Here is a 20,122-nt window from a genome sequence, read left to right on the forward strand (position 1 = left end):
ACCCTCGTACTGGACGTACTTGGGTGATTCGGGCGTGCGGCGAGAGTGCGTGCCAGGCGTCGCGGGCCCGCGAAGATCCGCCGGACAGGCCCTAGGGGCCTGTCCGCGAAGGCGCCGGCCCCCGGCCCGGGGGTTCCGTCCTCAATCGCCGGACGGGCTTGCCACGCCCCCGGTTCAGAACAAGCGCAGCTTGTCGTCCTCGATGCCGCGCATCGCGTCGTAGTCCAGGACCACGCAGCCGATGCCGCGGTCCGTGGCCAGGACGCGGGCCTGCGGCTTGATCTCCTGGGCGGCGAAGATGCCCCTGACCGGGGCCAGGTGCGGGTCGCGGTTGAGCAGTTCCAGGTAACGCGTCAGCTGCTCGACGCCGTCGATGTCGCCGCGCCGCTTCAGCTCGACGGCCACCGTCTGCCCGTCCGCGTCGCGGCACAGGATGTCGACCGGGCCGATGGCCGTGAAGTACTCGCGGCGGATCAGGGTGTAGCCCTCGCCCAGGGTCTCGATGCGGTCCGCGAGCAGTTCCTGGAGGTGCGCCTCGACGCCGTCCTTGATCAGCCCCGGATCGACGCCCAGTTCATGGCTTGAGTCGTGGAGGATTTCCTCCATCGTGATGATCAGTTTTTCGCCCGCCTTGTTCACCACGGTCCAGACGCCCTCGGTGTCGCCGCTGCCCTCCTTCAGGGTGCAGGGCGGCGACATCCAGTTGAGCGGTTTGTAAGCCCTGTCGTCGGCGTGGATCGACACGCTCCCGTCCGCCTTCACCAGGATGAGGCGGGGAGCGGAGGGCAGGTGGGCCGTGAGCCGGCCCGCGTAGTCCACGGAGCAGCGGGCGATGACGAGACGCATGGTCCGCAACGCTACTCGACGACGAGGGCCCGGCGCGATTCACCCATCTGTCACTCCCGTCCCTTCCGGAGTTGACGCTTTCTGTCTTGCCCCTCTTTGAACCCCTTCGTTATTGGCCGGTTGTGTTCCCATTCTCCTGGTGCGGCCCGGACTGCGCCCTTACCGTGGAAGCGGGAGGTCGCCGTGCGTGCACGCTGCGTCGTCGTCGGCCTTCTTCCCTGCCCGTAAGGCTCCGGTAATCCGCCGGGGCCGCGAGAGGAGAACCCATGTCGCTCGACGTCTCACCGGCTCTGTTGGAACAGGCCGAGCGAGGCGAGGTCGACGAAGCCGACTTCGTCGACTGCGTCCGGACCTCCCTGCCCTACGCATGGGAGATGATCAGCTCGTTGGTGGCTCAGCTGAAGGTCGACGGCGGGGAGTTCGCCGACAACCAGACGCCGCCGCCCAATGAGCAGGCACGTGGTCAGCTGCTGCGTGCGCTCGCGAGTGATGCGATACGCGGAGCGCTGCAGCGGCACTTCGGGGTGCGTCTCGCATTCCAGAACTGCCACCGCGTCGCGGTGTTCCCGCTGGACGCCTCGGTCGACGACCGACTGGCCAAGTTCACCTCGGTGAGGGGCCAGTTGCTCAACCAGTCGCCCGAACTACGGGACTGCTGAACGCTTCCGTCGCCGTTCCGGGCCGCGGGAGGTGCAACTGGTCCGGGGCGGCGGCTCCGTACGCACACCGCCGTACACCCTTTCGTCCGTGCGTGGGGGTCATTCGAGGAGTGGCCGTACCTCCGTACCCAGCCGCGTTACGTTCTCCTCCGTGGCGACGAGATCTCCGGAACCCTCCACCAGGAGCGCGAAGCGGGTGATGCCCGTGCGCTCGGCGGTGACGGCCAGGCGCTCGGCCGCGAGCTCCGGTGTGCCCACGGGATGAAGGCCGCACAGCAGCTCCGCGTACCCGACGGGGTCCCGCATCACGCGGTGCCGGCCGTCCACCGTCACATGTGCGTCCAGCCCCTGGCGCAGCCAGCCCGGCATCGCCTTCACCAGCGTCTCGACGGCGTCCTCGGTGCGGTCGGCGATCTGGGCGACCCCGGCCGACACGTGCCCCGCCGCGCGCACCTTCTCCGGCGCGTGGCCGGCCGCCAGCGCGCGGGACCGCCAGAGCGCCACCATCTCCGCCTTGTCCTCGTCCCCGCAGTGCATGCCGAGCAGCATCGGCAGGCCCCGGTCGGCGGCGAGCTCCACGGTCTTCCGCGAGGTGCACGCGACGATCACCTCGGGGCCGGAGCCCTCGGCGCCGTCCGAGCCGATCAGCTCGTCGGCCCGGGGGACCACCGCGACCTCGCGGAAGCCGTACCGCTCGCCCCGGCCCGCCACGCGCGGTTCGCGCAACCAGTCGAGCAGGAGCCCCAGGGACTCCGGGAACCCCTTCTCGTACGCCTCCAGGCCGCCGCCGAACACCTCCAGGTCCACCCAGGGACCGCCCCGGCCGACCCCGAGGCTGAACCGGCCGCCACTGGTCAGATGGAGCAGCGCGGCCTGCTCGCCGAGCGCCACCGGGTGCTGCGTGGGCAGCACGCTCACCGCCGTGCCGACGCGGATGCGACGGGTCCGGCCGAGCAGCTGCGCGGCCAGGGTGACGGCGGACGGGCACACCCCGTACGGCACGAAGTGGTGTTCGGCCAGCCAGACCGAGTCGAGCCCGGACTCCTCGGCGACCTCGGCGGACCGGATGGTGCGGTGCAGCGCTTCCCCCGGTCCCTGGCCCGGAAACTGGGCCGCCAGTACGAACGTTCCGACACGCATCGCCGATTGCCTCCTTGTGGCCGACGCGGCTCTCCCCTACTGGCAACAACGTCTGACACGTGCCAAAGGCACGGTCCGGTGCGGAGTTGTTGCGATTTTCCGGTAACCCATCGCGCCCCGGGTCCCCAACGGCGGGTACCCCGCCCGATTGGCCCTAGGCTGGAAGAGACCTGCCCAGCCCCGTTCCGTGAGGTGAAACGTGTCCCCGCGCCGCAACCGCCCCCGAGGCGGCGAGAGCCGCAACGACAGCGCGAGCGAGTCGGGCGACCGGTACGGCGGGGGAGGGCGCACGGAGGAGTGGCAGGGCGAGGAGTGGTCGGTGCGCCCGGTCAGCGGCGCGAGCGCGGCCGGAAAGCGCTACCGCTGCCCCGGCTGCGACCAGGAGATCCCGTCCGGCGTGCCGCACCTGGTGGCCTGGTCCGAGTACAGCGGGGTCGACGACCGCAGGCACTGGCACAAGGCCTGCTGGAACGCGAAGGACCGCCGCACCACGAAGGTGCAGCGGTCCCGGAACGCGCCGCGCTACTGAGGCGCTCGCCCCTCAGACGTCGCGCTGGTTCATCGACAGGTACGCCCCGCCCATGGCGACCGCCGTCACGCCGAGGATGATCCACAGCGGCTCCCAGCCGGACGGGCCGCCGGACGACGTGACCGAGTTGTCGTAGAAGACGCTCAGCTGGTTGGGGATCGAGTACTCCAGCAGCTTCTCCTGGAGCGTCGACAGAGACGACGCGAACATGAAGATGGCCAGCACGAGCGGCAGCAGCACCACGCCGATCATCAGCGTGATCGCCCCGGCCGAGTGCCGGATCAGCGCGCCGACCGCGAGCGCCAGCAGCCCCAGCGTCGCCACGTAGAGCCCGACGCCGACCGTGGCGCGCAGCCACTCCTCGCCGCTCGGCGACGCCGCGTCCAGCATGGACGACTGGATCAGGGCGACCACCGACGTCATCACCGTGGTGAGGACGAAGGTGAGCAGGAAGAAGACGAGCGCCTTGGCGCCGAGCACCCGGCCCCGGCTCGGGCAGGCCGTCAGCGTCGTACGGATCATGCCGGTGCCGTACTCCGACGCGATCGTCATCACGCCGAGCGTGATCACGCAGATCGTGCCGAGCAGCACCCCGAAGAAGCCGAGGCTCAGGACGGGGGTCCCGTCCATCTCCGCGTCGGACGCGGACACGGCGACGGCCGCGAGCACCCCGATGACCAGCAGCAGCGCGGTCATCACGCCGAGCGTCCACATGGTCGAGCGCACGGACCGGATCTTGGTCCACTCCGAGGCGATGGCGTCCCCGAGCGTCGCGGGGCGCACGGGGATCGGCGAGGTGTAGTACCCCTGCGGCTGCTGGTACCCCTGCTGCGGCGCGGGCTGCTGCTGGTACGGCGCCTGCGGCGCCGGCGGCGTGGTCATCGGGGGTCCTCGCTGGTCTCGCGCTTGGTCAGGTCTGCGGGGGCGGGGGCCTCGGCGGGCGCCGCCGGGGCGGGAGCGGTGGCGGCCGGCGCGGGCCCCTGGGGCGCGGGCGCCTGGGCCGGTGCGGCGGCGTACGGGTTCTGTCCGGGCGGCGGCGGGGCGTACCAGCCCTGCTGGGGCACGTCCGGCACGGGCTGCTGCGGCGGCGGGGCGTACCCCGGCTGCTGCCCGTAGCCGGGGTGCGGCGGCTGCTGCTGGAGGTGGGCCCGCTCGTCAGCCGTCGAACGGTAGTCCACGGCGCCCTGCGTCATCCGCATGTACGCCTCCTCCAGCGACGCCTGGTGCGGCGAGAGCTCCCACAGCCGGACGTCCGACTCATGGGCCAGGTCGCTGATCCGGGGGAGCGCCAGGCCGGTGACCCGCAGGGCGCCGTCCGGCTCCGACAGGACCTGGCCGCCCGCCTCGGTCAGCGTGGTGGTCAGCTTCTCCCGCTGCTCCGGCGTCCCGTCCGGGACGCGGACCCGGGCGAAGTCGGCCGAGTTGGCCGAGATGAAGTCCTTGACGCTCATGTCGGCCATCAGCTGGCCGCGCCCGATCACGATCAGGTGGTCGGCGGTGAGGGCCATCTCGCTCATCAGGTGCGAGGAGACGAAGACCGTGCGGCCCTCGGACGCCAGCATCTTCATCAGGTTCCGGACCCAGAGGATGCCCTCCGGGTCGAGGCCGTTGACCGGTTCGTCGAACAGCAGCACCTGCGGGTCGCCGAGCAGCGCCGCCGCGATGCCGAGGCGCTGCCCCATGCCCAGCGAGAACCCCTTGGAGCGCTTACGGGCCACGTCCTGGAGGCCGACGACGCCCAGCACCTCGTCCACCCGCGCCTCCGGGATGCCGGCCAGCTGGGCCAGCGAGAGCAGGTGGTTGCGGGCGCTGCGCCCGCCGTGCACCGCCTTGGCGTCGAGCAGGGCGCCCACCTGACGGGGCGCGTTCGGCAGGGTCCGGAACTCGTGGCCGCCGATGGTGACCCGGCCGGCCGTCGGCCGGTCCAGGCCGAGGATCATCCGCATGGTCGTCGACTTGCCGGACCCGTTGGGACCGAGGAACCCGGTGACGGCACCCGGCCGCACCTGGAAGGAAAGGTTGTACACGGCCGTCTTCGCGCCATAGCGCTTGGTCAGGCCGACTGCCTCGATCATGCTCCAGCCCCATCGACTTATCTGTCGTCGGGGCACACGCCGTCCGGCCGCACGCCCCCGTAAGAGTTAGGAGGATATCCGCGCCTTGACGGTTCCGCCCAAGCCGTTACGGGGGTGAGTCCCCGGCCACCTCTCCGTAACGGTTCTCAGGCGTCCCGCTTCTTGAGCACGAGGAAGCCGCCGAGCACCGCCGCCGCCACCCAGCCGACCATGATCAGCAGCCCGGCCCACGGCCCGTACGGCGCCGGATCGCTGTTCATCGCGTCCGGCACCACCTGCATGATCTTGGAGCCCGCCTGGTCCGGGAAGTACTGGGCGGCCTTCTTGGCGCCCGGCACCGCCGACAGGATCTGCGAGACCAGGAAGAAGAACGGCATCAGGATGCCCAGCGACAGCATGGAGCTGCGCAGCATCGCCGCCACCCCCATGGAGAACAGCGCGATCAGCCCCATGTAGAGGCCGCCGCCGACGACCGCGCGCAGCACGTTGTCCGCGCCGATGTCCGTACCGTGGTCGCCCAGCAGCGCCTGGCCGAGGAAGAACGTGACGAAGCTGGTGACCAGCCCCACCACCAGTGCGAGGACCCCGGCCACCAGCATCTTGCTGAACAGGAACGTCGCCCGCTGCGGCACGGCGGCCAGCGACGTGCGGATCATGCCGGAGCTGTACTCCGTACCGACGACGAGCACCCCGAACACCACCATCGCCAGCTGTCCGAGGATCATCCCGGAGAAGCTGATGAACGTCGGGTCGAAGGTGAGCTGCTCCTCCGGCTTGAGGTCGTCGAACTGCGCGTTCATCAGCGCGCACAGGGCCGCGCCCATCGCCACGGTGACCAGGAACGCCGAGATCAGCGTCCAGGTGGTGGAGGAGACCGTGCGGATCTTGGTCCATTCGGAGGTCAGGACCGCGGGAACCGAAGCCATCGTCACGCCCCCTCTCCGCCGCCGGGCCGCCGTACCCAGCCCTCGCCCCACTGCGGACCCTCGGGCGGTGGCGCGCCGCCGCCCGGCTCCGAGTGCGCGTGGTACTCGACCGCACCCGCCGTCATCTGCATGAACGCCTCCTCCAGCGACGCCCGCTGGGCGCTCAGCTCGTGCAGCGTGATGCCGTGCCGGGCGGCCAGCTCGCCCAGGTCCTCGGTGGTGGCGCCGTCCACCTCCAGCGTGCCGCCGTCCGCCTCGACGGCGGCGACGCCCTCCTGGTGCAGCACGTCGCGCAGCCGCTCCTGCTGCGGGGAGCGCAGCCGTACGTAACTGCGCGAGTTCTCCTGGATGAAGTCGGCCATCGACGTGTCCGCGAGCAGCCTGCCCTGGCCGATCACGATGAGGTGGTCGGCGGTCAGCGCCATCTCGCTCATCAGGTGCGAGGAGACGAAGATCGTCCGGCCCTGCGCGGCGAGCGTCTTCATCAGGTTCCGGATCCAGTGGATGCCCTCGGGGTCGAGCCCGTTGACCGGCTCGTCGAACATCAGGATGCGGGGATCACCGAGCAGCGCCGAGGCGATGCCCAGGCGCTGGCCCATGCCGAGCGAGAAACCCTTCGACTTCTTCCTCGCCACCGCGGTCAGGCCCACGGTCTCCAGCACCTCCGCCACCCGCTGTTCGGGAATGCGGTTGCTCTGCGCCAGGCAGAGCAGGTTGTTGTACGCGCTGCGCCCTCCGTGCATCGCCTTGGCGTCCAGGAGCGCCCCGATGTACTTCAGCGGTTCCGCCAGTTCGCGGTAGTGCCTGCCGTCGATCCGCACGGAACCGCTGGTCGGGTTGTCGAGATCGAGCATCATCCGCATCGTGGTGGACTTGCCCGCCCCGTTGGGGCCCAGAAAACCCGTCACCATTCCCGGTCTGATCACGCACGACAACTGGTCGACGGCGACCTTGTTCCCGTACCTCTTCGTGAGGCCATCGAGCTCGATCATGCGTTCACGCTAGAACGCCCGCGTGCCCGGCGCCACCACAAGGGCGGTGCCGGGCACGCGGGCGAACCGGGCGGGTGCCGCTCCCCGGGTCAGCGGGTCTGCTGGGCCGGGACGCCGCGCGAGGCGGGCTCCTCGTCGGCGGGGGTGCCGGCGGCGGCCACCGCGGCACCGGTCAGCGTCGCCAGCATCTCGCGGACGTTGGTCAGCTGCGCGTTGATCGAGTCGCGGCGGTTGGTGAGGGCCGCGAGCTCGCGCTCCGACTCGCTGCGGATGCGGTCGGCCTTCGCGTTGGCGTCCGCCACGATGTCCTCGGACTGGCGCTGCGCGGTCTCCACCGTCTGACGGGCCCGGCGCTCGGCGTCCGTGCGCAGCTTCTCGGCCTCCAGGCGAAGCTGCTCGGCGCGGTGCTCGATCTCGGCGAGGCGCTTCTCGGCCTTGGCCTGGCGGGACGCGAGGTCGCGCTCCGACTGGTCGCGGCGCTTGGCGAGGTTGGTCTCGAAGTCCGCGGCGGCCTGGGCGGCCTTGGCGCGGGTCTCCTCGAAGAGGGCGTCGGCCTCCTCACGCTTCTGCGCCGCGTCCTTCTGCGCGTCCGAGCGCAGCGCCGTGGCCTCACCCTTGGCCTTGTCGACGATGCGGACGCCGTCGTCCTCGGCCTTGGCCTTGCGCTCGGCGGCGAACGTCTCGGCGTCGTTGCGCACCTGCTGGGCGGCGGACTCGGCCAGTTCGCGGTGCTGCTCGGCGGCGCGACGGGCCTCCTCGCGCAGGTCCTTCGCCTCCTCCTCGGCCAGGCGGAGGATCTTCTCCACACGCGCGCCGAGGCCCGCGTACGACGGCTCCGCGTCGTTCACCTGGGCCTGGGCGTTCTGCGTTTCGAGGTGCAGCTCCTCGATGCGCTTTTCCAGCGACGTGATGCGGGCGAGAGCACTATCACGGTCGGCGACGAGCTTGGTAATGCGGTCATCCACCTGACCGCGGTCGTAACCACGCCGCACGAGTTCGAAGCCGAAGGGGGAGGAAGGGTCACTCATGGGGTTCCTGTCGAAGTGAGACCGGTGAGGTGATAGAGGGAATCCTAGGGGCCGGAACGGCGTGTCATCGAGCAGATGCCGGTTTGATCTGGAGAATGACACCCCTTTTGAGTGGCTGACCCGCGTAACTCTTGCCACTCGGAGGAACGACGGTCCATGGGCAACCACGGACGACGGCCGGTCGGCTACCCATCGGACTGCTTGCCACCCGATCGAGTGCCCGCCGCGGCACCGGCCTTGACGCCGGCGGCCGGTGCGGAGCCCCCGCCCTTACCGCCCGCCGCGGGGGTCTCGAAAGACTCCAACGCCTCCAGCACGTCCTGGACACGGGAGATCTCCGTGTTGATGTCCTCGCGCCGGCGCACCAGGACCTCCAGCTCGCGCCGGCCCTCGTCCACCATCCGCGTGGCCTCGGCCTCGGCGTCCGCCCGCAGCTTCTCGGCCTCGCGCACCAGGCTGGCCTTCTTCTGCTCGGCCTCCTTCAGCAGCGACTCGGCCCGCTTCACGGCGGCGATCCGGACCTTGCTCGCCTCGGAGTTGGCGTCCGCCAGCAGCTCCTTGGACTTCGCCGCGGCCTCCTCGCGCTGCTCGGTGGCGGCCTTCATCAGCTTGTCGACGCGCTCGCCGACCGTCTTGACCTGCTCGGCCGTCTCCCGGCGCGCCCGGTCGTGCAGCTCCTGGACCTCGGTCTCCGCACGGGTCTTCAGCTCCTCGGCCCGCTCCCGGATCTGCGTGGCGTCCCGGCGCGCGCCGACCAGCAGCTCGTCCGCGTCCGTCCGGGCCCGCTCCACCAGCGTGTTGCCCTCGACCGTCGCCTCGGAGGTGATCCGCACGGCCTCCTTGCGCGCCGCGCCGACCATCGTGTCGGCCTGCTCCTCGGCCTCCGTGGCGGCGCGCAGCGCCTCCTCCTGGGCCTTGGCGATGAGCTGGTCCGCCTGCTCCGCCGCGTCCGCCCGGCGCTTCGCAGCCGCCTCGCGCGCCTCGTTGAGCAGCCGGTCCGCCTCCTGGCGCGCCTCGGCCCGCATCTGCTCGGCAGCCGCCTCGGCGTCCGCGCGCAGCCGCTCCGACTCCTCCCGGGTGCGCGCCGCGTGCTCCTGGGCGGAGCCCACGGTGGCCGAAGCCTCCGCCCGCATCCGCTCCGCGTCGCCCGCCGCCTCGTCCACGGTCCGGGCCGCCTGGCGCTCCGCGTCCGCGCGCAGCCGCTCGGCCTCCGCGGTCGCCTCGGACACCAGGAGGTCGACCTGGGCCGCCGCCTCGGTCCGCATCCGGTTGGCGTCCTCGCGGGCCTCCGCCCGGCTGCGCGCCGCGTCCTGCTCGGCGGACGCCAGCGCGTCCGACGCCTCGGTGCGCATCCGCTGGCTGTACTCGGCGGTGTCGGCCCGCAGCCGCTCGGACTCCGCGATCGCCTCGGAGACCGTACGCTCCGCCATCGCCTTGGCGGCGTCCGTCTCCTCCTTGGCCACCTGGCGGATGCGCGAGGCGTCCTCGCCCGCCCGCTCCCGCTCGGCGTGCGCGTCGGCCCGCAGCCGGTCGGCCTCCTCCTGGGCCTCCGACTTCGTCCGCTCCGCGACGTGCTCCGCGGTCGAGCGCAGCCCGGCGATCTCCGCCTCGGCCTGCTCCTGGAGCCCGCTGACCGCGTCCCGCACCTGCTGGGCGGTCTGCTCGGCCGCCGCGACCAGCTCGGCCGCCCGGGTCTCCGCCTCGCCGGTCAGCCGCTGCGCCTCGGCCTGCGCCTCCTCGACCCGCTTGCGCGCGGAGGCCAGCAGCTCCTCGCTCTGCTCGCGGGCGCGCTCACGCTCCTGGTTCGCCTCGGAGCGAGCCGCGTCCAGCGTCTCCTCGGCCTCGCGCCGGCGCCGGTTCGCCTCCTCCTGGGCGGCTGCCAGCGCCTCGGCCGCCTCCATGCCCACCCGCTCCGCCGCCGCGGCGGCCTCCGACCGCATCCGGTCGGCGCTCTCCTGCGCCTCGGTCCGCAGCCGCTCCGCCTCGGTGGCGGCCTCGGTGCGCAGCCGTACGGCGACGGCCTCGCCCTCGGCACGCGACTGCGAGGCGTCCGCCGCGGCCTCGTCGCGCAGCCGCTGGGCCTCGGCCTCCACCTGCTCCTGGAGCGTCCGCAGCCGCTCGGCGGACTCCGCGCGCAGCCGCTCGGACTCCTCACCGGCCTCGCGCCGGATGCGCTCCGCCTCCGTACGCGCCTCGCCGAGCGCCTGCTCGGCCGCGGCGACCCGGGTCCCGGCCTCGTCCTTGAGCCGGGCCAGCTCGTCGGCCGCCTCCGACTGCCGGGCCGCGACGGCGAGCTCGGTCTCCTCGCGCAGCGCGGCCGCCGCCTCCTCGGCAGCGGTCCTCGCCGCCTCGGCCTGCTCCTCGGCCTCCGTGCGCAGCTGCTCGGCCTCGGCACGGGCCCGGTCGAGGGCTTCCTCCGCCTGCTTGCGCAGCGCGGCGGCCCGCTCCGTCGCCTCGGTCCGGACCCGCTCGCCCTCGGCGGTTGCGGTGCCGCGCAGCTCCTCCGCGTCGGCCTTGGCCTTCGCGAGCAGCTCCTCGGCGGTCTTCGCGCCCTCCTCGATCTGCTGAAGGGCCTCCCGGCGGGCCTCCCCCCGGATGCGCTCGCCCTCCGCGACCGCCTCGGCCCGCAGCTGCTCGGCCTCACCGCGCAGCCGGCGCGCCTCCTCCTGGAGCTCGACCGTCTTGGCCCGGTACTCCTTGGTGTCGTCCTTGGCCGCGCCCTTGAGCTGGTCGGCCTGCTCGGCCGCCTCGCCGCGCAGCCGGTCCGCCTCGGCCTCGGCCTCGCGGCGGATGCGCTCGGCCTCCTCGCCCGCCGCCCTGGTGGCCGTCTTCGCGTCCTCGGACGCCTTGGTCAGGATCTCCTCGGCGGACCGGGCCGCCTTCGCGAGCTGGGCCGCCGCGTCCTCGGCGGCGGCGGTGCGCGCGGCCTCGGCCGCCTCCGCGCGGAGCCGTTCGGCCTCGGCACGGGCGTCCGCGAGCGCCTGCTCGGCCTCCGCCTTGAGGGTCTCGGACTCCTTGGTCGCCTCGCCGACCAGCCGGGCGATCTCCGTCTTGGCGGTCCGGGTGCGCTGCTCGTTCTGCGACTCGGCGGACGCCAGCCGCTTGACCGCGGCCTCCTTGGCCTCGGAGAGGACCTTCTCGGCCTCCAGGCGCGCCTCGCGCAGCCGGGTCTCGGCCTCCTGCATGCGCTGCTCGGCGGCCCGGTTCAGCTCGGTGGTCTGCTGCCGGGCCTGCTCGGTCTCCGCGGTCGTCGTCAGCCGCAGCTGCTCCGCGTGGCTGGTGGCCTCCTGCGCCTGGCCGGCGGCGGCGCTGAGCATCCGCTCGGCGTCCTTGCGGGCGCGCGACAGGATCGACTCCGCCTCGGCCCGGGCGGACTCCGCCTCGGAGCCGACGCGCTGACGCGTCTCCTCGGCCAGCCGGGCGGCCTCGGCCCGGGCGGCGGCGAGCGCCTGCTCCGCCTCGGCGCGGGACTCCTCCATCAGGCGGCGGGCCTGCGACTCCGTCCGGGCCCGCAGCTGCTCGGCCCAGGCGACGTTCTCGTTGACGTGGGACTCGACGGTCTGGCGGCGCTCCGCCAGCTCCTGGTCGAGCTGCTGGCGGCGCTGCACCGCCTCGTTGTGCAGCTCGGCCTGGAGGCGGGCCTGGTGCTCGGCGTGCTCCTGGAGGATGCGCTGCGTCTGGGCGCGGGCGTCGCGCAGCTCGCGCTCGGCGTCGCTGCGCAGCTGCTCGGCCTGGATCTGGGCGTTCCGGAGCAGCTGCTCCGCCTGGTAGCCGATGTCCGCGCTGTCGTAGGCGGGACGCATCGCCAGACTGCGCCGTGCCTCGTGCAGCTTGGCCCGCAAGACCTCGACCTGGTAACCGAGGTCCTCGGCGTGCTGGACGGCCTTCTCCCGGTCGGTCCTGAGCCGGTCCATCTCGGCCTCGAACCGCGAGAGATGGTCGTCTTCAGCTCGGTGGCTCTCCTGGCGTTCGTAGCCCCGCACTGCGCGGTCCCATCCTTCCCCGAGCTCTCAACGTTCGGGGAATGGTGACAGATCAACGGCTGGGGACGCGGCGCGCCCCCGACCCGGCCCCGGCCCGGAAGAGCCCACTCTACCGGGCGGGTATGGCTGGGGTCAGTGCTCCGTCTTCGCGGTGACCAGTTCGGTGAGGACGCCGTGGCAGTCCTTGGGGTGGAGGAAGGTGATCCTGGACCCCATCGAACCCGTCCTGGGCTCGTCGTACAGCACCCTGACCCCCTTCTCGCGGATGTCCGCGGCGTCCCCGTCGACGTCCGCCGTACCGAAGGCGATGTGGTGCACGCCCTCCCCGTTCTTCGCCAGCCACTTGCCCACGGCGGAGTCCTCCCGGGTGGGCTCCAGGAGCTGGAGGTACGAGGCGCCGCCGTCGGACGTACCGTTGATCTTGAGCATGGCCTCGCGTACGCCCTGCTCCTCGTTGACCTCGGTGTGGAAGACCTCGAACCCGTAGGTCGAGCGGTAGAACTCGACGGTCGCGTCGAGGTCGGAACAGGCGATTCCGATGTGGTCGATTCGCGTCAGCATGGAACCAGTGCAGCGCGCTCCGGATGGTTACGCAACGTGCGCGCGATCACACCCGCTGCCGGATGACGGGGCGGGTACCGCTCAGTACATTCAAGTAAACCCTCGTTCACTTCCAACCCAAGGGGCTGTGCCTCATGTCAGGAACGACCGGTACCACCTCCGTGATCGTCGCGGGCGCCCGGACGCCCATGGGCCGGCTCCTCGGCTCCCTGAAGAGCTTCTCGGCGGCCGACCTCGGCGGCTTCGCCATCAAGGCGGCGCTGGACCGCGCCGGCATCGGCGGCGACCAGGTCGAGTACGTGATCATGGGCCAGGTGCTCCAGGCCGGCGCGGGCCAGATCCCGGCCCGCCAGGCCGCGGTCAAGGCCGGCATCCCGATGAACGTGCCCGCGCTCACCGTCAACAAGGTGTGCCTCTCCGGGCTCGACGCCATCGCCCTGGCCGACCAGCTCATCCGCGCCGGTGAGTTCGACGTCGTCGTGGCCGGCGGCCAGGAGTCCATGACGAACGCCCCGCACCTGCTCCCGAAGTCCCGCGAGGGCCACAAGTACGGCGCGATCGAGATGCTGGACTCCATGGCGTACGACGGTCTGACCGACGCCTACGAGAACATCCCGATGGGCGAGTCCACCGAGAAGCACAACACCCGCCTCGGGCTCGACCGCGCCGCCCAGGACGAGATCGGCGCCCAGTCCCACCAGCGCGCCGCCGCCGCCCAGAAGAACGGCCTGTTCGAGGCCGAGATCACCCCGGTCGAGATCCCGCAGCGCAAGGGCGACCCGGTCCTCTTCGCCAAGGACGAGGGCATCCGCCCCGAGACCACGGTGGAGTCCCTGGGCAAGCTGCGCCCGGCCTTCGCCAAGGACGGCACGATCACCGCGGGCACCTCCTCGCAGATCTCCGACGGCGCCGCCGCGGTCGTCGTCATGAGCAAGGCCAAGGCCGAGGAGCTGGGCCTGGAGTGGATCGCCGAGATCGGCGCCCACGGCAACGTGGCGGGCCCGGACAACTCGCTCCAGTCGCAGCCGTCCAACGCCATCCGGCACGCCCTCGCGAAGGAGGGCATCGGCGTCGAGGACCTGGACCTCATCGAGATCAACGAGGCGTTCGCGGCCGTCGCCGTCCAGTCCATGAAGGACCTCGGCGTCACCTCGGACAAGGTCAACGTCAACGGCGGCGCCATCGCGCTCGGCCACCCCATCGGCATGTCCGGCGCCCGCGTGGTGCTGCACCTGGCGCTGGAGCTCAAGCGGCGCGGCGGCGGCACCGGTGCCGCGGCGCTGTGCGGCGGCGGCGGCCAGGGCGACGCGCTGATCCTGCGCGTGCCGGGCAAGTAGAGCGGTACGGGAAAGACGCGGCGAGCGGAACGGAGCGGTGATGGTGGACGTCCCCACCCTGGTGGAGCAGGCCCGCGCGGGCGGACCGCGGGCGGTGGCCCGGCTCATCTCCCTGGTGGAGGGAGCCTCGCCGCAGCTGCGCGAGGTGATGGCGGCCTTGGCGCCGCTGGCGGGCAGCGCGTACGTGGTCGGCCTGACCGGTTCACCCGGCGTCGGCAAGTCCACGTCGACGTCGGCGCTCGTCTCCGCGTACCGGAAGCAGGGCAAGCGGGTCGCGGTGCTCGCCGTCGACCCGTCCTCGCCGTTCTCCGGCGGGGCGCTGCTCGGCGACCGGGTCCGCATGTCGGACCACGCGTCCGACCCGGGCGTCTACATCCGCTCCATGGCGACCCGCGGCCACCTCGGCGGCCTCGCCTGGGCGGCTCCGCAGGCGATCCGGGTGCTGGACGCGTCGGGCTTCGACGTGATCCTGGTGGAGACCGTGGGCGTCGGCCAGTCCGAGGTGGAGATCGCCTCGCAGGCCGACACCTCGGTCGTCCTCCTGGCCCCCGGCATGGGGGACGGCATCCAGGCCGCGAAGGCGGGCATCCTGGAGATCGGCGACGTGTACGTGGTGAACAAGGCGGACCGGGACGGCGCCGACGCCACCGCCCGCGAGCTCAACCACATGCTGGGCCTTGGGGAGTCCCGGGGCCCCGGCGACTGGCGGCCGCCGATCGTGAAGACGGTCGCCGCCCGGGGCGAGGGCGTCGACGAGGTGGTCGAGGCCCTGGAGAAGCACCGCGCCTGGATGGAGGAGCGCGGTGTCCTCGGCGAACGCCGGGCGGCCCGCGCCGCCCGCGAGGTCGAGACGATCGCGGTCACCCGCCTCCGCGAACGCATCGGCACCCTGCACGGCGACCGCCGGCTGGACGCCCTCGCCGAGCGCATCGTGGCCGGCCGCCTCGACCCGTACGCGGCGGCGGACGAACTGGTGGCGGGACTGACGGGCGGCAGCTGACGGCGGGCCCTCCCGGACACGGCGTGCGGGCCGTGCTCCGTGAGGGTCCGTAAGCGCCGCAACTCCCGCGCCCCCGTGGCAGGATGGCCGCCGGTCATGCGCACGAGGGGGGAAGTGCCACATGCTCGGTCCGCTCAGGGACGATTCGCCCAGGACCATCGGCCCGTACACGATCCGGGCCCGGCTGGGCGCGGGCGGCATGGGGGAGGTCTTCCTCGGTGACCGGGGCGGCTCCGCCGCGCCCGCCGCCGTCAAGACCGTCCGGCGCGACGTGGCGCAGGACCCCGGCTTCCGCGACCGCTTCCGCCGCGAGATCGCCGTCGCCCGGTCCGTCACCGGCCCTCACCTCGCCCCGCTGATCGACGGGGACGCCGACGCCGCCGTGCCCTGGCTCGCCACCGCCTACGTGGCCGGGCCGACGCTCTCCGCCGCCGTGCGCGGGGCGGGCGCGCTGGACGAGGCCGAGGTGCGGATGCTGGGCGCCGGGCTGGCCCGCGCGCTGGCGGCCGTGCACGCGGCGGGGATCGTGCACCGGGACGTGAAACCGGGCAACGTCATGCTCGCCGCCGACGGGCCCCGCCTCATCGACTTCGGGATCGCCCGGGACACCGGCGCCACCCCGCTCACCACGACCAGCCGGATGGTCGGCAGCCCCGCCTTCATGTCCCCGGAGCACGTCGCGGGCAGCGGACGCGTCGTCCCGGCCTCCGACGTCTTCTGCCTCGCCTCCGTGCTCTGCTTCGCCGCCACCGGGCGCGACCCGTTCGGCGACGGCCCCGTGGCGGCCGTCCTGTACCGCGTCAAATACGTCGAGGCCGATCTCGCGGACGTGCCGGAGACGCTGCGCGCGGTCCTCGCGGACTGCCTCACCGCCGACCCGGCCGCCCGCCCCACCGCCGCCGCCCTCGCCGAACGGCTGGCGCCCGGCGCCGCGTCCGGCTGGCCCGCCCCGGTCGGCGCGCAGATCGCGGAGCACGGAAGGGAGCTGGCGCGCGTCACCGCGCTGTCCGGCCCCCTGCTGCCCGGCTACACGCCGACCCAGGCCGCCACCGGGGCCCCGGCCGACCCGTACGGACGGCCCGCCGCGGCACCGGATGCCGTGCCCCCCGTGCACCTCGCCCCCACCGAGGGCCCCGGTCTCCCCGCGCCCCCGCGCCGCCGGCGGCGCGGGCTCGCCGCCGCCCTGGCGGCGCTGGTCCTGCTGGGCGCGGCCACCGGCGGGTACCTGGGGTGGCGCGAGCGCGGCGGCGCCGGGGCCCGGGCGGGCGGCGGTGGGCCGAAGGCGGCGGTCATGGTGGCGGGCGTGGGCGAGAAGGGCGGCCCGGATGCCTCGGGGACCGTCCCCTACGGCCGCGACGTACGGCCCGCCGGCTGGAAGAAGCCGTGGCGGGGCGCGTTCGCGGAGCCCCCGCTCGGCTGCTCGGCCGGACGTGACGTGCTGGTGTGCCGACTGGTCGACGGCACGTACGAGGCGCTGTCGGCCGCCGACGGGCACCGCCTGTGGACGTTCGACTCGGGCCAGGAGATGAGCGGCCGGCAGGCGGGCTACGGGCCCAGCGGCGCGTTCTTCATGCCCGCGGGGGCCACCGTGCCCACGGTGTACGACGACACCGTCCTGCTCGCCGTCGGCAGCCGCCTCCACGCGCTGGACGCCCGCACGGGCAAGGGGCGTTGGGAGACCAGGGCGGGCGGGGCCCTGTCCCTGGAGAGCGCGCCGCTGGTGGTCGGCGACCTGGTCTTCGCCGCCGCCTCGGCGTCCGAAGGGGCCGAACTCGCCGCGTACGACCGGAGGACGGGCACCGAGAAGTGGCGGATGCGGCTGGCGGAGGAGGACATCGCCAACGCGCAGAAGGGCAACTTCTGGCCCGTCGCCACCGACGGCAAGGTGGTGTACGCGATCGGCCTGGAGGGCCCGCAGGCCTTTCGCCCGGAGGACGGCCGGCTGCTGGGCACGGCCGGGGGCGACGCCCGGCAGAAGCCCATGAACTCCGGCTGCACGGACCTGCGGGTGCGCGGCGGCTCCGCCTTCTGCACGACGTTCGTGCCCAACGACGAGGGCGACTCCGGTTTCGGCGAGGACATCGCCGTACTCCGGTTCACGGCCGGCGACCTCAGGGCCCGGGGGCGGGTGGAGCTGGACGCCGGGCTGGTGTCCGGCGCGAGGCTGACCGCGCTCGACGACCGGGTCGCCGTGCTGAGCAGGGGCGACGAGTACGTGGAGAGCGTGCCCCACGAGATCGACGTCGTGAGCCGGGCGGACGGCCGCACCCTCGGCCGCTTCCCGCTGACGCCCCACCCCGGGGAGGGCCTGAGCAACCCGGCCTCCGCCCCGCTCATCGTCGCCGACACCGTGGTCTGGGCGGACACCTCGGTGCTGTACACGGTGGCGGTCCGCCCCGACGGCACGCTCGGCCCCCTCAAAAGGACCAGGATCGCCGGCGCCCCCGGCCCGAGCGCGACCCCGGACTACGACAGGGCCCAGAGCATCGAACTGGGCAGGGAACTGCTGGCCCCCCGGGTGCTGCCCGTGGGCGGGGTGGTGCACCTCGTGTACGACGACGGCACGACGGTCTCCGTACGGCTGCCGGACTGACCGACTGATCCGCCCGACGCACCACGCACGACGCACGCACCGGACCGTTCCCGTACGACCGAGGAGAGCGCACAGTGATCCAGCCGCTGCCGGCCGGGCGGGCCCGGCTGATCGGGCCGTACCAGCTGCTCGGGCTGCTCGGCGCGGGCGGCATGGGCGAGGTCTATCTCGCCCGGCCCATGGGCGGCCCGCAGGGCCCGGGGTCTGCCCTGGTCGCCCTGAAGACCGTCCGGCCCGACCTGGACCTGGACGACGGCTTCCGGGTCCGCTTCCGCCGCGAGATCGCCGCCGCCGAGGCCGTCCGCAGCCCGCACACCGCCGCGCTCGTGGGCGGCGACGCGAGCGGCCGGCTGCCGTGGCTGGCCACCGAGTACGTCCCCGGGCCCTCGCTCGCCGAGGCGGTGACCCGGGGCGGACCGCTCCCCGAACCGGCGGTCCGGGCCCTCGGCGCCGGTCTGGCCCTGGCGCTGGCGGACATGCACGCGGTCCGCGACCTGAAACCGGGCAACGTGCTCCTCGGGCCGGAGGGACCCAAGGTCATCGACTTCGGCATCGCCCAGGCGTTCGACGCCACCCAGCTCACCCGTACCGGAGTCGTCGTCGGCAGCCCGGGCTACATCTCGCCCGAGCACGTCAACGGCTCCCGGGCGCTGGTGCCCGCGTCCGACGTGTTCTGCCTGGGCGCGGTGCTGGCCTTCGCGGCCACGGGGCACGGGCCGTTCGACGACTCCGACATGGCCGCCGTGATCTTCCGGATCGCCCGGGGCGAGGCCGAGCTCTCCCGGGTGCCGCCCGCCCTGCGCCCGGTGATCGAGGCGTGCCTGCGGACCGACCCGGCCGCCCGGCCCACCCCCGGCGGCCTGGCGGAGCTGCTGCTGCCGGAGCGGCCCGCGCCGGGCGCGTTCCCGTGGACCGACGCGGTACGGGGGCAGCTGGCCGCCCACGCCGCGGCGGCCGACGCCTGCGCGCGGGCGGCGGCCCCCGCACCGGCCGCCGCCCCGCCGCTCCCGCCCCACCACCCGGCGTTCGCCCGCACCCCGGTCGTGCCGGTCGCGGTCCCGGGGGAGCGGAAGGGCGGCAGGCGGCTGCGGCTCGGGCTCGCCGCGCTGGCGACGGCGGGGTGCGTCGCACTGGGCGCGGTCCTCCTCCCGGGGCTCTTCTCCGGTGACGACGGGCGCGACGGCGCAGGCGGGGGCGCCCGGCCGACGGCGTCCGCCTCCGGGGCGGTGTCCACCGAGGGCGCCGGCCAGGTCGTCTTCCCGCACGCGGACCCGGGCCGCACCGGCGACTTCGGCGCGGCGGCGGCCGACATCGCCACCCGTCCGGAGGGCTGGCGGGCCTGGCACACCCGGGTGGACGACGGCCGGGTCGAGTGCGTGTACGCCGATGCGTCGGTGGTGTGCGCGGGCCCCCGCCGGATCACCGCGCTGGCGGCGGCGGACGGCAAGCGGCTGTGGCGCGGCGCGCGGACCGCGTCGGGTCCCACGTCGGTGGCGGCGGTCCTGGACGGCACGGTGTACGCCTTCGAGGGCGGTGCCCTGGTGGCGCGCGGGCTGTCCGACGGCGCCGAGAAGTGGCGCGTACGGCTGCCGGACGGGGTGGCCGTGGCCGACTCCGTGCAGTCGGGCGGCACCCTGTACTACGCCACGAGGGCGCGGGGCTCGGCGACGGGCCGGCTGGTCGCGCGCCGCCTGACCGGCGACCACGGCCGGCTCTGGGACGAGGAGTGGCGGGAGCCGTCCGAGACCTCCGAACTCCTCCTGGACGACGGCCGGCTCGTCGCGGCGGGCGACGCGGTCACCGTCGTGAAGGCGTCGGACGGGACCCGGGTCTCGGCGGCCGACGCGGCGTGCCGCACCCCGGCCCTGAAGGGCAGGCGGCTCTTCTGCCCGGGCCCGGACGGTCTGGCCGTGGCCGATGTGACGTCCCCCGGGAAGCGGCGCACGCTCCTCCCCGGCGTGGAGATCGCGTACCGCCCGGCACTGGCGGCCGACGGCACGGTCGTGGTGAGCAGCCCGGACCGGGTCTACGCGGTGGAGCCGGCGTCCGGGGAGGTGCGGTGGGCGACGTGCGAGTGCGACGAGCTCGTGGCCCACTCGGGGGTGCCGTTCGTCGTCGGTGACCGTGTGATGATCGTGCAGGATTTCGGCCCCACGGGTGTCCCCCTCGACTCGGAGGGCGAGGCCGAGCCGCGGGGCGCGGCGGAGATCAAGGGCTGGCCGGGCCCGACGGTGAACGACTATCCGGACCCGGCGTCGGTGTCCGTCCTGGCCCGGGGCGACACGGTGCTCGCGAGCTTCGAGAACGGCACGGTGCTGTCGGCGTACGCGCCGTGACGTCGGCCGGGGGTGGGGGGGGGGGGGCCCCCCCCCCCCCCCCCCCCCGCGCCCCCCGGGGGGGGGCGCCCCCCCCCCCCCCCCGCCCCCCCCCCCGCGGGGCCCCCCCGCCCCGCC

General features: G+C 73.7%; 15 protein-coding genes. 6 read left to right on the forward strand and 9 right to left on the reverse strand.

Features of this window, described 5'->3' with window-relative positions:
- Positions 1-174: 174 nt before the first annotated feature.
- Positions 175-846, reverse strand: coding sequence for an endonuclease NucS (gene nucS, locus ACFUJY_RS34435; RefSeq protein WP_383307003.1), 672 nt, complete (start codon positions 844-846; stop codon positions 175-177).
- 266 nt (positions 847-1,112) lie between these two features.
- Here nucS and ACFUJY_RS34440 point away from each other — a divergent pair, with 266 nt between their 5' ends.
- Positions 1,113-1,505, forward strand: coding sequence for an SCO5389 family protein (locus ACFUJY_RS34440; protein WP_018102614.1), 393 nt, complete (start codon positions 1,113-1,115; stop codon positions 1,503-1,505).
- A gap of 99 nt (positions 1,506-1,604) precedes the next feature.
- Here the strand turns inward: ACFUJY_RS34440 and ACFUJY_RS34445 are convergent, their stop codons facing one another.
- Positions 1,605-2,645: an LLM class flavin-dependent oxidoreductase gene (locus ACFUJY_RS34445; protein WP_383307005.1), complete on the reverse strand. Its 1,041-nt coding sequence runs from the start codon at positions 2,643-2,645 to the stop codon at positions 1,605-1,607.
- A gap of 199 nt (positions 2,646-2,844) precedes the next feature.
- Between ACFUJY_RS34445 and ACFUJY_RS34450 the strand changes: the two genes are divergently transcribed.
- Positions 2,845-3,174, forward strand: a complete 330-nt coding sequence (locus tag ACFUJY_RS34450; protein ID WP_383307007.1) for an ATP/GTP-binding protein — start codon at positions 2,845-2,847, stop codon at positions 3,172-3,174.
- A 12-nt stretch (positions 3,175-3,186) separates the two neighbouring features.
- Here ACFUJY_RS34450 and ACFUJY_RS34455 read toward each other — a convergent pair whose 3' ends face one another.
- From ACFUJY_RS34455 to mce, 7 genes are all read right to left on the reverse strand, one after another.
- Positions 3,187-4,056: an ABC transporter permease subunit gene (locus ACFUJY_RS34455; RefSeq protein ID WP_383307009.1), complete on the reverse strand. Its 870-nt coding sequence runs from the start codon at positions 4,054-4,056 to the stop codon at positions 3,187-3,189.
- Positions 4,053-5,249, reverse strand: coding sequence for an ABC transporter ATP-binding protein (locus tag ACFUJY_RS34460; RefSeq protein WP_383307011.1), 1,197 nt, complete (start codon positions 5,247-5,249; stop codon positions 4,053-4,055). Before ACFUJY_RS34460 ends, ACFUJY_RS34455 begins: the two co-directional genes overlap by 4 nt.
- A gap of 146 nt (positions 5,250-5,395) precedes the next feature.
- Complete coding sequence (locus ACFUJY_RS34465; protein WP_383307013.1) at positions 5,396-6,175, reverse strand: ABC transporter permease subunit; 780 nt, start codon at positions 6,173-6,175, stop codon at positions 5,396-5,398.
- 2 nt (positions 6,176-6,177) lie between these two features.
- Positions 6,178-7,167, reverse strand: a complete 990-nt coding sequence (locus tag ACFUJY_RS34470) for an ABC transporter ATP-binding protein (protein WP_383307015.1) — start codon at positions 7,165-7,167, stop codon at positions 6,178-6,180.
- 89 nt (positions 7,168-7,256) lie between these two features.
- Positions 7,257-8,195 (reverse strand): cellulose-binding protein, encoded by a 939-nt coding sequence (locus ACFUJY_RS34475; protein ID WP_164399603.1) that lies wholly within the window; start codon positions 8,193-8,195, stop codon positions 7,257-7,259.
- Between the two features lie 185 nt (positions 8,196-8,380).
- Positions 8,381-12,178, reverse strand: a complete 3,798-nt coding sequence (scy, locus tag ACFUJY_RS34480) for a polarized growth protein Scy (protein WP_383307017.1) — start codon at positions 12,176-12,178, stop codon at positions 8,381-8,383.
- 132 nt (positions 12,179-12,310) lie between these two features.
- Entirely contained in the window at positions 12,311-12,739 is a 429-nt protein-coding gene (mce, locus tag ACFUJY_RS34485; RefSeq protein ID WP_383307019.1) for a methylmalonyl-CoA epimerase, read from the reverse strand.
- Between the two features lie 134 nt (positions 12,740-12,873).
- Between mce and ACFUJY_RS34490 the strand changes: the two genes are divergently transcribed.
- The 4 genes from ACFUJY_RS34490 to ACFUJY_RS34505 all read left to right on the forward strand — a co-directional run bounded on the left by ACFUJY_RS34490 (position 12,874) and on the right by ACFUJY_RS34505 (position 20,005).
- Positions 12,874-14,076: an acetyl-CoA C-acetyltransferase gene (locus ACFUJY_RS34490; protein ID WP_383307021.1), complete on the forward strand. Its 1,203-nt coding sequence runs from the start codon at positions 12,874-12,876 to the stop codon at positions 14,074-14,076.
- A 40-nt stretch (positions 14,077-14,116) separates the two neighbouring features.
- Complete coding sequence (gene meaB, locus ACFUJY_RS34495) at positions 14,117-15,076, forward strand: methylmalonyl Co-A mutase-associated GTPase MeaB (protein WP_383307023.1); 960 nt, start codon at positions 14,117-14,119, stop codon at positions 15,074-15,076.
- A gap of 121 nt (positions 15,077-15,197) precedes the next feature.
- Positions 15,198-17,669, forward strand: a complete 2,472-nt coding sequence (locus ACFUJY_RS34500) for a protein kinase (protein ID WP_383307025.1) — start codon at positions 15,198-15,200, stop codon at positions 17,667-17,669.
- 74 nt (positions 17,670-17,743) lie between these two features.
- On the forward strand, positions 17,744-20,005 hold the full coding sequence (locus ACFUJY_RS34505; protein WP_383307027.1) for a protein kinase: 2,262 nt from the start codon (positions 17,744-17,746) through the stop codon (positions 20,003-20,005).
- Positions 20,006-20,122: the final 117 nt, after the last annotated feature.

The sequence above is a fragment of the Streptomyces sp. NPDC057249 genome (genome assembly GCF_042669245.1).
Taxonomy (GTDB): domain Bacteria; phylum Actinomycetota; class Actinomycetes; order Streptomycetales; family Streptomycetaceae; genus Streptomyces.

What these genes read in the sequence shown, in the direction of transcription:
- nucS (WP_383307003.1), bottom strand. Translation starts at nt 846, where the DNA reads ATGCGTCTCGTCATCGCCCGCTGCTCCGTGGACTACGCGGGCCGGCTC.
- ACFUJY_RS34440 (WP_018102614.1), top strand. Translation starts at nt 1,113, where the DNA reads ATGTCGCTCGACGTCTCACCGGCTCTGTTGGAACAGGCCGAGCGAGGC.
- ACFUJY_RS34445 (WP_383307005.1), bottom strand. Translation starts at nt 2,645, where the DNA reads ATGCGTGTCGGAACGTTCGTACTGGCGGCCCAGTTTCCGGGCCAGGGA.
- ACFUJY_RS34455 (WP_383307009.1), bottom strand. Translation starts at nt 4,056, where the DNA reads ATGACCACGCCGCCGGCGCCGCAGGCGCCGTACCAGCAGCAGCCCGCG.
- ACFUJY_RS34460 (WP_383307011.1), bottom strand. Translation starts at nt 5,249, where the DNA reads ATGATCGAGGCAGTCGGCCTGACCAAGCGCTATGGCGCGAAGACGGCC.
- ACFUJY_RS34465 (WP_383307013.1), bottom strand. Translation starts at nt 6,175, where the DNA reads ATGGCTTCGGTTCCCGCGGTCCTGACCTCCGAATGGACCAAGATCCGC.
- ACFUJY_RS34470 (WP_383307015.1), bottom strand. Translation starts at nt 7,167, where the DNA reads ATGATCGAGCTCGATGGCCTCACGAAGAGGTACGGGAACAAGGTCGCC.
- ACFUJY_RS34475 (WP_164399603.1), bottom strand. Translation starts at nt 8,195, where the DNA reads ATGAGTGACCCTTCCTCCCCCTTCGGCTTCGAACTCGTGCGGCGTGGT.
- mce (WP_383307019.1), bottom strand. Translation starts at nt 12,739, where the DNA reads ATGCTGACGCGAATCGACCACATCGGAATCGCCTGTTCCGACCTCGAC.
- ACFUJY_RS34490 (WP_383307021.1), top strand. Translation starts at nt 12,874, where the DNA reads ATGTCAGGAACGACCGGTACCACCTCCGTGATCGTCGCGGGCGCCCGG.
- meaB (WP_383307023.1), top strand. Translation starts at nt 14,117, where the DNA reads ATGGTGGACGTCCCCACCCTGGTGGAGCAGGCCCGCGCGGGCGGACCG.
- ACFUJY_RS34500 (WP_383307025.1), top strand. Translation starts at nt 15,198, where the DNA reads ATGCTCGGTCCGCTCAGGGACGATTCGCCCAGGACCATCGGCCCGTAC.